The organism is Acinetobacter sp. YH12252 (genome assembly GCF_013417365.1).
Taxonomy (GTDB): domain Bacteria; phylum Pseudomonadota; class Gammaproteobacteria; order Pseudomonadales; family Moraxellaceae; genus Acinetobacter; species Acinetobacter towneri.
The window spans coordinates 77,060-92,229 of record NZ_VPEA01000001.1 but is presented as its reverse complement, the minus strand read 5'-3'; the positions used below and the strand labels follow the sequence as shown (position 1 = coordinate 92,229).

Below are 15,170 nucleotides of genomic sequence, written 5' to 3'. Positions count from 1 at the left end.
TTATTTAAAAATTTAAGTCATCAAAATTTAAGTCTTAGGTTTTGCAGGATGCTGCAAAAACCCAAGAAAATGGTTTAAATATATCTCTGCACTTTCCAAATCGAATTGCGCACCCATTTTTTCTAGGCGTTTATACCCCAGTTGCGTAGTCAAATGAATCACGCCGTTTAAAGTTTTATCGACCACCAAATTAAATTTCAGCATTTTTTTCGGATCACGAATTAAACAGCTTACGCCTTGATCAATGATTTGAACAAATCCTTTAAAGGCAGGGTCAATATAGGCACTGTTGCCCTGCTTAATCTGCTCAATATTGCCTAAAGTTTCTTTGATTAAAATGCTATCTACAGGATAAGTTAAAACTGCCTGACTTGCCTGTTGATCCATCATCTCGGCCAAATAATTGACCATAGGCGTTAAGCGTTCATTGCCAAAAAATGAAACCGACCACGGCATATATTTTTGCATGGTATCGGTTACCTGTTGAATGGTTTTTTCAGACTCATTGTCTAGCGCATGTTTAGAGCGTGACATTTCACCAAACAACTGCTCAATCACTTCACAGGAAATTTCGGTTAAGACTGCTCCTAAAGGCTTGGCCAAACTTTCAGTTTCGCCTGCATTGAACTGTTGATGCAATTGTTGAAATTTTTGATAGGTTTCTGGTTTTAATTTTAATGCTACAGCATAAGTCATAACTGAACTTGCCTATTTTGACCGTATTGATGTGTTGTCATCTATTTTAAAACTCCTTGCTTAACCTCAGTTTAAAACCGAGTGATATACAATGAGCATCTTCAAGTTTTTATCATCCTTATTGCTCATCATACGATGAGTTTGCCTAACTGCCAATTGCAAGAAGTTTGGCGATGCTGAATCTCGCTTAGCTGGCAATTTTTTTGCTACAATAGACGCAATTTTTTATTCACTTTTAACCTGTTCTTACTATGACTGATTCAGCGCAAAATATTGCTACAACCTACGATCCAACCGAGATCGAGAAAAAATGGTACAAGACTTGGGAAGACAACGGCTATTTCAAGCCATCTGAAAAGGGCGAATCATTCTGTATCATGATTCCGCCGCCAAACGTCACTGGTAGCTTGCACATGGGTCATGGTTTTAACAATGCCATTATGGATGCCCTGACTCGTTTTAACCGTATGTCGGGTAAAAATACCTTATGGCAACCAGGTACAGACCACGCAGGTATTGCCACGCAAATGGTGGTTGAGCGTCAATTGGGCGCACAAAACATCAGCCGCCACGACTTAGGTCGTGAAAAGTTCATTGAAAAAGTTTGGGAATGGAAAGAACAATCTGGCGGCAACATTACCCGTCAAATCCGTCGTTTAGGTTCTTCGGTAGACTGGTCACGTGAACGCTTCACCATGGATGAAGGCTTATCGAATGCGGTGAAAGAAGTTTTCGTGAAATTACACGAAGAAGGTTTAATTTACCGTGGTAAACGCTTGGTTAACTGGGATCCAAAATTACAAACTGCACTTTCTGACTTAGAAGTTGAATCAGATAAAGAAGAAGCAGGTTCATTGTGGCACTTTAAATATTTCTTTGAAGACAAGTCACTGCGTACGCACGATGGCAAAGATCACATCGTCGTTGCAACCACTCGTCCTGAAACGTTGTTAGGTGATACAGCTGTTGCTGTCGCGCTAGATGATGAGCGTTACTCGCACCTTGTTGGTCAAAACATCATCCTCCCAATTACAGGTCGTGCCGTTCCAATCGTAAAAGATGAATATGTCGATAAAGAATTCGGTACAGGCTGTGTAAAAATTACCCCTGCACACGACTTCAATGACTATGAAGTGGGTAAACGCTGCGAATTGCCAATCATCAATATCTTCAACAAAAATGCTGAAGTATTGGCTGAGTTTGAATATATTGCGAAAGCAGGCGAACAAATTTCTAAAACCATTCCTGCACCTGCAGACTACATTGGTTTAGAGCGTTTTGAAGCACGTAAAAAATTAGTTGAGCAAGCGGAAGCTGAAGGCTGGTTAGATCAGATCCAACCGTACACGCTAAAACCACCTCGCGGTGACCGTTCAGGCGTGATTGTTGAGCCATTATTGACCGACCAATGGTATGTCAAAATTGCACCGTTGGCGCAGCCTGCAATTGAAGCAGTGAAAGATGGTCGCATCAAGTTCGTGCCTGAGCAATACAGCAATATGTATATGGCGTGGATGAACAACATTCAAGACTGGTGTATCTCGCGTCAATTGTGGTGGGGTCACCGTATTCCTGCTTGGTACGATGCTGAAGGCAATGTTTATGTAGGTCGTAACGAAGAAGAAGTTCGTACGAAAAATAATATCCCTGCCGATGTTCAATTAAACCAAGACGAAGACGTACTCGATACATGGTTCTCATCAGGTCTGTGGACATTCTCAACTTTAGGCTGGACAGGCGATGCTGAAAAAGACAAAGCCAACTACTTCTTAAACACCTTCCATCCAACAGATGTATTGGTGACAGGTTTTGACATCATCTTCTTCTGGGTTGCCCGCATGATCATGCTAACCATGCACTTCATGAAAAATGAAGATGGTACGCCACAAGTGCCGTTCAAAACTGTGTATGTACATGGTTTGGTACGTGACAGCGAAGGTCAAAAAATGTCGAAGTCTAAGGGCAACGTGCTTGACCCATTAGACTTGATTGATGGTGTTGATCTTGAAACTTTAGTACAAAAACGTACCACAGGTTTGATGAACCCGAAACAAGCAGCGAAAATTGAAAAATTGACCCGCAAAGAATTCCCAGAAGGGATTCAGGCTTATGGTACAGACGCCGTTCGTTTTACCTTCTGTGCATTGGCAAACACAGGTCGTGACATCAAGTTTGATATGAAACGTGTGGAAGGTTACCGTAACTTTGCCAACAAAATTTGGAATGCAACTCGTTTTGTATTGATGAATGTTGAAGGTCAAACGGTTGGTCAAGAAGCACGTCAAGACCTTTGGGAATTGCCTGAACAGTGGATTGTGAGCCGTTTACAAAAGGCAGAACAAGCCGTTCATCAAGCCTTTGCAACGTATCGTTTAGACTTGGCTGCGCAAGCGATTTATGACTTTATCTGGAATGAATACTGCGATTGGTATGTAGAGCTAACCAAACCTGTTCTGAATGATGAGTCTGTTTCTGAAGAACGCAAAGCCGAAGTTCGTCGTGTATTACTTGCGGTCATGGAAGCTTCTTTACGTCTTGCTCACCCAATCATGCCGTACTTGACGGAAGAAATTTGGCAGACCCTTGCACCAATGATTGGCTTGGGTGGTGAAACCATTATGTTGGCAAACTACCCTGTTGCAGATGAGGCCAAAATTAACGAACAAGCCGAAGCAGATATGCAATGGCTACAAGGTTTGATTGGTGCGGTGCGTAACATTCGTGGTGAAATGGGTCTAGGTAATGCACGCTTATTACCAGTGCTTTTACAGAACACCACTGAAGCAGAAAAAGCACAAATTTCTCGTATTGAGCCGTTGTTTAAAGCATTGGCAAAAGTTGAGAGCATTACCTTCTTGGCAGATGGCGAACAACCGCCATTGTCTTCTTCTTCTGTCGTGGGTCACGTGTCTGTATACGTTCCAATGAAGGGTTTAATTGACCCTAAAGCGGAATTGGGTCGCCTACAAAAAGACTTAGACAAGGTTCAAAAGCAGCATGACCAAATTGTAACTAAACTTGCGAATGAAGGTTTTGTGGCCAAAGCCCCTGCTGCTGTGGTTGAAGGCGAGAAAGTGAAACTTGCTGAGTTTGCTGATCAGTTAGCGAAGATTAAAGCGAATATGGAGCAGATTGCAGCGCTTTAATGTGTTGTTAGTTTGATCTAATTTGTGTATAAAGGGCTGATTATTCAGCCCTTTGTTTTTCAATATGAGCCAAGATGACATCAATAAATATAAAATTCTATTTGAAGTTTCCAAGCATGAATATCAACTAGAGATCGATAGAAGTAAATCACTGGATGATAAAGCAATTAAATATTCAACAATGGTTGGTATTGTGATAGTTGCCTACTCAGCAGCACTAACCAAGTTAGAAACTTTTACTGCTTATGCTTGCACTTCATTAACTAAATGGATTTTATATATTTTATGTGTAATCTTGTTTATAGCAATTCTAAGCTGTTGGTATAAAATTGCAAAAGTACTTAGTCTTTCTGCACTAGAAAAAGTTCCGTTGGATGACACCAATTTAATTAACACTTTTATGGATAATGACGAAAGAACATGCCTGTGGTATATGGGAGAAATTTATCAGGATTTAATTTCTCGAAATGCCCAAATGCTTGAAGACAAAGTTATTGCTTTAGAAAAAGCTTATTCAGAGATTAATTGTGCAGCAGCTATTTTTAGCATATTATGTCTATATCTATTAATTTTATGGTTAACGGGAGAATGCAATGTCCAGACATACACAGAACTCTCAAAACTCTACATCAAGAAATAATCAAAATACTTTAACAACCCTAACAGCTTCTAGCCGTCCTAGACCTACATGGGTTAAAGATTCTGTTAATTTACCGTCAAATTACAGAGTAACTACGGAAAGTGCTGATCCCCGTGTAGATTTTGAATCAAGCAATCGTCGATAATTTTCAAAATACCTCTTTAATAAAAGAGGTATTTTTCAATTCAGAACACACCTGCCACAAATCCTCCAACACCACATCCACCCTTCCCAACACATCATGATTCCAATACCGAACAACCGTTAAACCCAAAGCCTCTAAAAACTTAGTTCGCTCAGCATCGTATTCAATCGCATCATTCGTTCCATGCTGACTACCATCCAACTCAATCACTAAACCAATTTCATGACAGTAAAAATCTAAAATATAAGGTTTGATCACATGCTGACGGCGAAACTTGAGATTCATAAAGCGTTTGGCACAAAGTCGCTGCCACAGCAAATTTTCAGCATCCGTAGCAGCATGGCGCATAGATTTGGCAAATTGTAAGAGTTGCGGATTCATCTTCTTATTCATTATTTTTGTATTTATAGTTTTTAGGCAATATAACAAATTTCTATGTTTCTAAACCACTAAAATAATTGCAGTTCTTTACTCAAAACCACTATTTTACCCACTCAATTTAAGCATAGTATCAAGCATCAAAATAACAAAATAGACAATCTATGGATTGGTTCACCATCTTCATTCACGACACCACATGGACATTTGTTGCAGAATTAATGATTCGTGCTGCACTCATGTTTGGCATGATTATTCTATTTTTACGCCTCACAGGAAAACGCGGAGTACGCCAGCTTTCTATTTTTGAATTGGCCATTATTTTATCGCTCGGTTCTATTGCGGGCGACCCTATGTTCACTGAAGATTTACCCTTGGTACATGCCTTGGTGGTGATGACAGTGGTGATTGGGATGTATCGCCTGACCACATGGCTCATGATGAAATACCAACCCTTTGAAGATTTGATTGAAGGTAAATCGCTATATATTGTAGAAGATGGTGAATTGGTCTTAGAAAAAATTAAGTACGGTAAAATGTCGCATGATGAATTCTTTGCCGAAATGCGCCAACAAGGCGTGGAGCATTTAGGGCAAGTACGTGTTGGCTTACTAGAAAGTGATGGAAAATTCAGCATGTTGTTTTTTCATGGCGATGCCACACGCTATGGTTTACCCTTATTTCCTAAAGCTTGCCAACTCGCGTACCGCATAGTTCCACACACTTATTATGCCTGCATGTATTGCGGGCATGTCCGTTTACTTAAACATGCCAATGAAGTCTGCCCGCGTTGTAATCACCAACAATGGACACAGGCAATCAATACCCCATACCGCAGCTAGAATATGCTGATTTTACCTGCAACATATTTCTATGCGACTTAAGTTGTCGCAGGATTGTCATAATTAAAAGTTATACTACCTGCGCTGCCGAAGTGAAGCACTGAAAGCGCAAATAATAATTTTTGAAAATCACAAAAACGAGATCGGTATCTACTTCAATGTGGATACCTTTTATACTCCAGCGACTCTTTAAGGGTCGCTTTTATTTTTTCACTCAATGTATTTTTTAAAGTGGTTTAAGTCTGTCATCCTGTCTTGATGATCTATATTCTTATTCAAGTGCTGATAAATGAGTGCTTTTCGCAAGCTTTGCCCATTTCCAGATCGGTACAAGGCAAAAAATCGCAACAATACAAATCAACAATAAGTAATTCGCATAGCCTAAAGCATCGCCCAACATTCCACTCAGGGTATAGAGTACCCCGCTCACAGTCGCCATAATCGCAACCTGAAATGTAAAGTCGGTCCCTGCGTATTGTTTACGGCTGTACTGCATAATCAAGGTCAGCATCACCACAAGTAACATGGCAGAGCACAAATCTTCTGCAGCATTAATGCTATAAATCAGCCAGTGTGCAACATCAACTTGCTGTTCATACAATTCAGCCAAATAAGCATAGGCCACTAAACTCAAAATTTTAAGCACAGAAAAAATGATGAGGGCATGCGCTCTAGACCACCATTTCAGCATCAACCCTGCGATGCCTGCACCCAACAAAGCGGCCATTGCTCCCAACATGGTCACATAAATGCCAATTTGAGAAAAGCTTAAGCCTAAATCTACCATTAAAGGTTTTAATAAAGGGCCAGCCAAACCATCGGCAATTTTAAAGCTGAGTAACACCCATAGCCATGCGTACAGTACAGGCGTTTCCACAAAATAGCGCAGATATTCACGAATCGCAGCAAGACGTGCGTGAAATGACATTTTACTTTGAGCTTGAACAAGCACTTGTTTAGCAGCATGTTGTGGCTCTTTAAACATTAAAATTGGCAAGGTATTTAAAAACACCAATCCCGCTAAAATTAAGAAAGTTTTTTGCCAATCTAGCCAATCCAATGCCCACAGAATTGCACCACCACCCACAATAAAGCCCAGTCGTGAACCAACCACCTGAAAGGTATTACCCCAATGTTGCTGTTTGGCTTGTAAAATATTGACCGCCAAACCATCGGTGGCAATATCTTGGGTTGCACCGACCAAGTTCATACCGAGCAAAGCCACAAAAAACACCCACAAATATATAGGATGATTTAAGGACTCAATCGGTAAAAAGGACAGCCCAATCAGCACCAAAACACTCAGCCACTGGCACGGCAAAATCCAGCTACGATAATGCCCAAAATATGAATGTCCAAAGCGATCTACCAAAGGTGCCCAAAACACTTTGATTGACCATGGCAGCATTAACAAACCGAAACCGCCAATATGTGTCAAAGACACACCTTGCGCACGTAAAATCACAGGCAAGGCATGGGTCATAAAACCAACAGGCAAGCCCTGCGCCCAATACAGAGAAAATAACAACAAATAAGTTTGGCGCAAATTGGGCATAGCATCTCAATTTAGATATGGGCAAAAGATCAAAAAAACGCAGTACTACACTAAAATTTTGAATAATGGATTGTTATTTTTCATCACTTTCACATTCAGATTTCGACTATTTTGCCAATGAATCAGACAAAGCGAAAGTCTAATATCTTGAATAGATTTAGATTCATGCGTCATGATATTGGGTATTTATTGTTGTTAATCACGCACGTCAGGATGACATCGCATTCATGAAAATCACCAATCCTTTTGCACGCAGTGCACGGCAATTTCCACAGTTACCCGACCAAGTTCCACAACGTGGAACAGCCAGCAGTCGTGCTTTATTTAAAAATATTTTTTTGGCGCAAGGCTGGCAAATGGTGGGCGAATTTCCCAACTTGCCCAAAGCAGTTGCTATTATCTCACCGCATACGTCAAATATTGATGCGTGGCATGGTTTTACCGCCCTACTCGGTTTAGGTATTCAAATTACTATTTTTGGTAAGCACACTTTATTTGAAACCCCACTCAAGCCACTTTTAAACTGGATTGGGGTAATTCCTGTGGTGCGCCATTCTCCTCAAGGACATACCCAAGATATTATTGAGATTGTACGAAAAAAAGAAAAAATCTGGATTGGTATGGCGCCCGAAGGCACACGTAAACAAGCCGAAAATATCCGCAGTGGCTTTTACCATATTGCCTACGGCGCCAATATCCCAATTGTGATGTTCTCTTTTGATTATGCACACAAAACCATTCATATTTTGGGCGTGTTTCATCCTACGGGCGATTATGCTCAAGATTTAGATGCAATTTATACGCAATATCACGGCAAGTTTTCGGCTAAAAATCCACATTGGTTGGCAAAACCGTTACAAAAGCTTTTGAAAAAGGGCTAGTCAAAGTTTCTATTTTTTGTTCAGATGGGCGCAATATTCTTTGATCTAAATTTAGATTTGATATGCAACTGATTCGTTATTCTTTAGTGGGCGTACTAGCTCTAACTTTGGCTGGCTGCGACAAAACAACAAAAACACCGCCAAGCACCACACCTATCCAAGCACGTGAACCTGTAATTGCACTGGCGCTGGGTGGCGGTGGTGCTAAAGGTTTTGCACATATTGGCGTCATTAAAGTTTTAGAGTCTCACGGGATTAAACCAAAAATTGTCACAGGCACCAGTGCAGGCAGCTTTGTCGGCAGTTTATACGCCAGTGGTAAAAGTCCTTATCAGCTCCAACATATTGCCCTAACCTTTAAAGAATCCGACATTCGTGATTTAACCTTAAACCGTCAGGGTTTTATTGCAGGTCAAAAGTTACAAGACTTTGTCAATCAACACGTAGCCAATAAACCGATTGAAAAATTTCCAATTCGTTTTGCTGCCGTTGCCACACGTTTAGATAATGGACGTAAAGCCGACTTTATTAAAGGCAATGCTGGTCAAGCCGTACGTGCCTCTTGCAGTATTCCGAATGTTTTTGTACCTGCCACCATTGGCGGAACACAATATGTGGATGGCGGCTTGGTCAGCCCAATTCCCGTACAGACGGCTAAAGCGATGGGTGCCGACTTAGTCATTGCAGTGGATATTTCTGCACGTCCGACAGGCAATCAACCTGTCAGCATGTGGGGCTTACTCGATCAAACCCTCAATATTATGGGGCAGCAAAGCATCAATCAGGAATTGGCGCAGGCCAATATCGTGATTCAACCTAAAGTTGGACATATTGGTACTCTAGATTTAAAAGCCAGTAACCAAACCATTTTAGAAGGTGAAAAAGCCGCACAATTACAGGTCAAAGCAATTCTGCAAGCCATCAATAACTTTAAAAAATCACCGGCTGCATTAAAACCAGCACCACGTCCGAAATTTTAGGATTCAGTGATTTTTTTAATATTCATAAACTTATTGATCTGTTAAAGTGATGAGAGCGCATCTTTTTAAGTCGATGCGTTTCTCTAAGCAATTAGAATTAACCAATCGTAAAAAATACGCGAGTAGATGTATGGAATTCGTTCTTGAACCTTGGCACTGGTTTGTACTAGGCGTTCTGTTAATGCTTTCAGAACTGGTCTTGCCTGCGTTTGCCGCTTTATGGTTTGGTATTGGGGCAGTCATGGTCGGTATTTTATACTGGATGTTCCCCATGATGGGTACCACCACCCAATTGGTGATGTGGATTATCTTGTCGGTACTATGTACCTTGGCGTGGTTTAAATTTATCAAACCCTTATCTACCGATAAAACCAAAGCAGGCTTGTCACGCGAAGCCACTATTGGACAAATTGGCATGGTTATTCAAACCAACTTGGAACATGATCAAATTAAAGTCCGTTTCCCGATGCCCGTACTTGGTTCAGACGAATGGAACTGCCGCACCACAAGCCCTGTGCAAGTGGGAGATCGTATTCGCGTGATTGATATTTTGGGTAATGATTTGGTGGTGCAGCCGCATCACAGCGCACATGACAACGAAAAAGTGAGAAATTAAAATGTCTGGTGGATCTATTATTGTTTTAGCGATTTTAGCCTTTGTTGGAATTACCATTTTTAAAGGCGTGCGAATTGTTCCGCAAGGTTATAAGTGGATTGTGCAACGTCTGGGTAAATACCACACCACGCTTGCACCGGGACTTAACTTCGTCATTCCTTATGTCGATGAAGTGGCCTATAAAGTCACCACCAAAGATATTGTATTAGATATTCCATCTCAGGAAGTTATTACCCGTGACAACGCAGTTCTACTCATGAATGCGGTTGCGTACATAAACCTCACGACTCCTGAAAAAGCAGTGTATGGCATTGAAAACTATACTTGGGCGATTCAAAACCTTGTTCAAACCTCATTGCGCTCTATTGTGGGTGAAATGGATTTGGATGATGCCTTGTCTTCACGTGATCACATCAAAGCCAAACTCAAAGCAGCCATTTCTGATGATATTTCAGACTGGGGAATTACCCTTAAAACTGTAGAAATTCAGGATATTAAACCATCGCATACCATGCAGGCAGCTATGGAAGAACAAGCTGCAGCAGAACGTCAGCGTCGTGCTACCGTAACCAAAGCCGATGGTGAAAAACAAGCGGCTATTTTAGAAGCCGATGGTCGTTTGGAAGCTTCACGTCGTGATGCAGAAGCGCAAGTTGTATTGGCAGAATCTTCTCAACGTGCTATTGAAATGGTTAGCTCTGCGGTGGGTGATAAAGAAATTCCTGTGGCGTACTTATTGGGTGAGCAATATGTAAAAGCCATGCAAGATATGGCGAAATCGAACAATGCCAAAACTGTGGTCTTACCTTCAGATGTCTTGAATACTATTCGTGGTGTTATGGGTCGCAATAATCCATAAGCAAATCAGATAAACATCAAGATGATAGGCAGCTTTCAAGCTGCCTATTTTATGCCCATTCAGAAAAAAATCTGAAATATTTTTTAATGTATGGTTAAATTTCGCGTTTCTTGATGAAATCAGCACCGCAGATGAGATCTCTGCACTCACAAAATTGAGTGACTCACGTCTAGCAGCAGTCTGTATTTTCATCGACTGTCCAAAACCCAAATGGATACTGTATGAGCGCACTCAACCCCACCATTATTACTTTCCTGTTTTATATTGTCGCCATGATTGTCATTGGTTTATTAGCTTATCGCGCGACTCGAAATTTCTCGGACTACATTTTAGGTGGTCGTCGCCTTGGCAGTTTTGTCACTGCACTTTCTGCAGGCGCATCCGATATGAGTGGCTGGTTGCTGATGGGCTTACCCGGTGCCATTTATCTTTCAGGTTTGTCTGAAATGTGGATTGCCGTTGGTCTGATTATTGGCGCATGGCTAAACTGGCTTTTGGTGGCAGGTCGTTTACGAGTACACACCGAAGTACAGCACAATGCACTGACTTTGCCTGATTATTTTTCTAACCGTTTTAATGATCAAAGAAAAATTTTAAGGATTGTATCTGCCTGCGTAATTCTAATTTTCTTTGCGATTTATTGTGCTTCGGGCATGGTTGCAGGTGCGCGCTTATTTGAAAGTATGTTTGATCTGCCTTATAGCACTGCATTGTGGATTAGTGCTATTGCCACCATCAGCTATGTGTTTATTGGTGGTTTCTTGGCAGTCAGCTGGACGGACACCATTCAGGCTGGCTTGATGATTTTTGCGCTCTTGCTGACCCCTATCATTACCCTACTCAGCTTTTCTGACCTAAGCCAAGTCACACTTGCTTTAGAAGCGGCTCGTCCGCAGGCGCTGAATTTAGTCGGAGATTTAAGCTGGGTCGCGATCATTTCCCTCATGGCATGGGGCTTAGGCTATTTTGGACAGCCACATATTTTAGTGCGTTTTATGGCAGTTGATTCAGTCAAGTCTATTCCGAATGCACGTCGTATTGGCATGACATGGATGACCTTATGTTTAGGCGGTGCGGTGGCTGCGGGCTTTTTTGGTATCGCCTACTTCCAACAACATCCTGAACTGGCAGGTGTGGTCAATGCCAACCCTGAAACAGTATTTATGGAACTGACCAAAATCCTGTTTAACCCGTGGGTAGCAGGTGTGGTACTGGCGGCAATTTTAGCTGCTGTGATGAGTACCCTAAGCTGTCAACTTTTGGTCTGCTCAAGTACTTTAACCGAAGATTTTTACAAATCTTTCTTACGCAAAAATGCTTCACAAAATGAATTGGTCTGGGTCGGACGTGGCATGGTTCTCATGATTGCACTGCTTGCTATTTGTATGGCGGGTAATCCTGAATCGAAAGTCTTGGGATTGGTTTCTTATGCTTGGGCAGGCTTCGGTGCAGCATTTGGCCCGCTGATTATTCTGTCTTTGTTCTGGAAACGCATGACTTTAAATGGTGCATTGGCGGGGATGGTTGTTGGCGCACTAATGGTGATACTTTGGAAAAACCTTTGGGCAGATACGGGTATTTATGAAATTATTCCAGGTTTTGTGTGTTCTTGGATTGCGATTGTGGTGGTGAGTTTATTGGGCAAAGCACCAAGTCATGAAGTGACAGACCGTTTTGAACAGGCCGATCAGCAATATAAAGAATCGCAATCAGCTGTAGATTGATCTGCATAGAGATAAAAAAGCAATAAAAAAAACCAGTGCCTTGAATTGCACTGGTTTTTTTATGTCTAAAATTAGTTTTGATGCACTCAAATCAAGTCAATGAATCGGTGGTTTTTTCTTTCTCTGCTGCGGCTTTTTTTCTTGGCTTACGAAACCGTTTGGCCGGCCAAACCATCGTAAAACGTGCACCGCCCAAGTTCGGACTCTGATCGACTTCAACCTTCCCACCAAACCAATAAGCAATGCGGCTCACAATAGGTAATCCTAAACCGTAACCACCTGAAGCGCGGGTACGGCTGTCATCCAAACGGGCAAAGACTTCAAATACACGTGCACGGTCTTGTTCAGGAATCCCTGGCCCATCATCTTCCACACAAACATAGGCCATGCCTTGCTCGTTAATGCCGCCACTGATCAAAATTTTATGCTCACAGTAACGGACTGCATTGCCCACCAAATTCTGTACCACACGGTGCAGGTAACGGCGTTCAGCTTCCACTTCCAACGTTACAGGTGGTGCAAGCAACTGAATATCTTTTTGAGTTTTCAGCGCTTCGGTTTCCGTAACCACCTGCTCTAGCACTTCAACCAAAACAATTTTTTCAATCTCTAAAGATGGCATGCCCTGTTCAAGCTTGGCATAGGTCAGGATCTCATCAATCAAGGTGTTTAAAGCCTCGATATCTTTATCAATCATTTCGACTTGCTGTAAGCGGTATTCATAATCATCTTCTTCTGCCAGCATTTCCATACCAAAACGGATACGTGCCACAGGCGTGCGCAGCTCATGCGAAACAGCACGCATCAGTTCACGCTGCGCCTCAATCAAACGCTGAATATGGTCGGACATGCTGTTATAGCTCGATGCTAAACTTGCCATTTCATCTGTGCCATCTACAGGCAAACGCATGTTTAAATCGCCCGATTTGGTACGGTCTAAGGCATAGTTCACTTGGCGAATTTTACGCTGCATAGGCAAGATCAGACCGTAAACCCCTAAACTCAACATAAACATACTGAGCAAGGTAATGCCTGCTGCCAACTGGAATGGCATCCAGTCAAATAACGGTACAGGCCCTAAAACCAAAACTTCTGAGGGGGAGTTTGGCATCGGTGACACAATCGAGATGGTTGTACCACGCATGCTGACACTGTCTTTATACAGCAGCACGCTCTGGTCCTGACGCAAACGGCTAATCTGCTCAGGGTCGAGGTTAATGTCTCGGATATCGGCAATTTCAATGGGATAATAGAAGTGCTTTTTAATTTTTTCCAGATATTCGCGCTCTTGACCTGGATAAAAGCTCAGGTAGTCCAGCACAAAAATCGGCAGCGCTCTCATCTGCCGCTCCCTAATTTTATGCACCTTAATGTAGAGAAAATGCTTGGGATCATCTTTCATGCCCAAAATAATATAGGCAATCATATTTTTGGCATCAAAGCGCACAGCGGCTTTACGTTCTTTAATCCGTCGAAGCTCTGTGCGCGACAAATCTACTTTGTCTGCCTGCACATAATACATGGGCAATTCTAGCAAATCCGATGCATCAGAAATCCAGTCTTTCTTTTGCTGTTCGTTTTGTTGTCGTGCAATCCCTTCACTAATAATATAAGCCATACCATCAGTTAAAGACTCACGATATTCTTGCGCACGCTGATAGTTGATGATTTGCACCAATAAGTAAGCCAAAATGGCAACTACCGCAACTAAGATCACCAATCCTGCATAGATGCGCAAGAATATACTGTGTTTAAGCACAAAACCCGTCCTATGTGACTTATTTTATATTTGAGTCGGTATTAAACTCAGAAAAAAGCGTATTACATGCCGTTGGTTTCTTTAACGAACAAATAACCTTTACTGCGTACCGTTTTAATACGTTTTGGATTTTCAGGATCATCGCCAATTTTTGGACGAATACGCGAAATACGCACATCAATTGAACGGTCTTGACCATCATATTCAATGCCGCGCAGACGCTCAAAAATATCTTCACGAGATAAAATACGCCCTGCATTCGAAGCCAATAACCATAATAAGTCATATTCTGCGCTGGTGAAATCAACCAATTCACCATTTAAAGTCACAGAACGGCCACCGTTATCAATCACTAAATCATCAAATTCAATGCGCTGTGCCACTTCATCTTCAGTCACATTGTCGGTACGGCGTAATAAAGCACGAATACGCGCCAACAATACGCGCGGCTGCACAGGTTTTGCAACATAGTCATCGGCACCCATTTCCAAACCTAGCACCTGATCCATATCTTCGGTACGTGCAGTCAACATCAAAATCGGTTGGTGATAATGTGGACGAACTTCACGGCAAATAGTTAAACCATCGGCACCTGGTAACATCACATCGAGCACCACAAGATCTGGTTGCTCGGCAATAATACGGCGAATCGCGCGGTTGCCATCTGGTTCTACCCCAACTTCTAAACCATTACGAATTAAGTATTCCTGCGTAAGTCGTGCAAGACGTTCATCATCTTCAACAATTAAAATTTTTGTTAACTTTTCTTCTTGACTCATAGTCTGTCCCTTTATTGGATTCAACCTATCCTTTTAAAATCTGAGAGATAGGGCTTGATATAGTTTGCAATATACACACGTTTACATTGTAAACAAGATACTGTTCACCAAAATGATACATCTGCGTAGTATTTTGTTGTATTTTTATTAAGCATTGAATTTATAGTATT

13 protein-coding genes are annotated in these 15,170 nt (G+C 41.8%); 8 read left to right on the top strand and 5 right to left on the bottom strand.

The features are described from left to right. Positions 1 to 27: 27 nt before the first annotated feature. Positions 28 to 696, bottom strand: a complete 669-nt coding sequence (locus FTV28_RS00440) for a hypothetical protein (protein ID WP_179989225.1) — start codon at positions 694 to 696, stop codon at positions 28 to 30. Between the two features lie 251 nt (positions 697 to 947). Here FTV28_RS00440 and FTV28_RS00435 point away from each other — a divergent pair, with 251 nt between their 5' ends. Beyond that, complete coding sequence (locus FTV28_RS00435) at positions 948 to 3,842, top strand: valine--tRNA ligase (protein ID WP_179989224.1); 2,895 nt, start codon at positions 948 to 950, stop codon at positions 3,840 to 3,842. 64 nt (positions 3,843 to 3,906) lie between these two features. After that, on the top strand, positions 3,907 to 4,482 hold the full coding sequence (locus FTV28_RS00430) for a hypothetical protein (RefSeq protein ID WP_136144609.1): 576 nt from the start codon (positions 3,907 to 3,909) through the stop codon (positions 4,480 to 4,482). A 148-nt stretch (positions 4,483 to 4,630) separates the two neighbouring features. Here FTV28_RS00430 and FTV28_RS00425 read toward each other — a convergent pair whose 3' ends face one another. After that, entirely contained in the window at positions 4,631 to 5,020 is a 390-nt protein-coding gene (locus FTV28_RS00425) for an endonuclease domain-containing protein (RefSeq protein ID WP_179989223.1), read from the bottom strand. Positions 5,021 to 5,169: 149 nt separating this feature from the next. On the opposite strand from FTV28_RS00425, the gene FTV28_RS00420 reads away from it, so the two are divergent. Next, positions 5,170 to 5,847 (top strand): YetF domain-containing protein, encoded by a 678-nt coding sequence (locus FTV28_RS00420; protein ID WP_178866190.1) that lies wholly within the window; start codon positions 5,170 to 5,172, stop codon positions 5,845 to 5,847. A 271-nt stretch (positions 5,848 to 6,118) separates the two neighbouring features. On the opposite strand, the gene FTV28_RS00415 is transcribed toward FTV28_RS00420, so the two are convergent. Then, positions 6,119 to 7,402 (bottom strand): MFS transporter, encoded by a 1,284-nt coding sequence (locus FTV28_RS00415; protein WP_179989222.1) that lies wholly within the window; start codon positions 7,400 to 7,402, stop codon positions 6,119 to 6,121. Between the two features lie 227 nt (positions 7,403 to 7,629). Between FTV28_RS00415 and FTV28_RS00410 the strand changes: the two genes are divergently transcribed. From FTV28_RS00410 to putP, 5 genes are all read left to right on the top strand, one after another. Then, on the top strand, positions 7,630 to 8,283 hold the full coding sequence (locus FTV28_RS00410; RefSeq protein WP_004972299.1) for a 1-acyl-sn-glycerol-3-phosphate acyltransferase: 654 nt from the start codon (positions 7,630 to 7,632) through the stop codon (positions 8,281 to 8,283). A gap of 62 nt (positions 8,284 to 8,345) precedes the next feature. Next, positions 8,346 to 9,263 carry a patatin-like phospholipase family protein gene (locus tag FTV28_RS00405; RefSeq protein ID WP_096902052.1) on the top strand — a complete coding sequence of 306 codons (918 nt, stop codon included), beginning with the start codon at positions 8,346 to 8,348 and terminating at the stop codon, positions 9,261 to 9,263. A gap of 130 nt (positions 9,264 to 9,393) precedes the next feature. Further along, positions 9,394 to 9,879 (top strand): NfeD family protein, encoded by a 486-nt coding sequence (locus FTV28_RS00400; protein ID WP_096902094.1) that lies wholly within the window; start codon positions 9,394 to 9,396, stop codon positions 9,877 to 9,879. Between the two features lies 1 nt (position 9,880). After that, entirely contained in the window at positions 9,881 to 10,738 is an 858-nt protein-coding gene (locus tag FTV28_RS00395) for an SPFH domain-containing protein (RefSeq protein ID WP_179989221.1), read from the top strand. 221 nt (positions 10,739 to 10,959) lie between these two features. Beyond that, on the top strand, positions 10,960 to 12,462 hold the full coding sequence (gene putP, locus FTV28_RS00390) for a sodium/proline symporter PutP (protein WP_179989220.1): 1,503 nt from the start codon (positions 10,960 to 10,962) through the stop codon (positions 12,460 to 12,462). A gap of 91 nt (positions 12,463 to 12,553) precedes the next feature. On the opposite strand, the gene bfmS is transcribed toward putP, so the two are convergent. Together bfmS and bfmR are read right to left on the bottom strand one after the other, a co-directional pair. After that, complete coding sequence (gene bfmS / locus FTV28_RS00385) at positions 12,554 to 14,221, bottom strand: sensor histidine kinase BfmS (RefSeq protein WP_368856235.1); 1,668 nt, start codon at positions 14,219 to 14,221, stop codon at positions 12,554 to 12,556. 62 nt (positions 14,222 to 14,283) lie between these two features. Further along, positions 14,284 to 15,000, bottom strand: a complete 717-nt coding sequence (gene bfmR, locus FTV28_RS00380; protein ID WP_070152993.1) for a response regulator transcription factor BfmR — start codon at positions 14,998 to 15,000, stop codon at positions 14,284 to 14,286. Between the last annotated feature and the right edge of the window lie 170 nt (positions 15,001 to 15,170).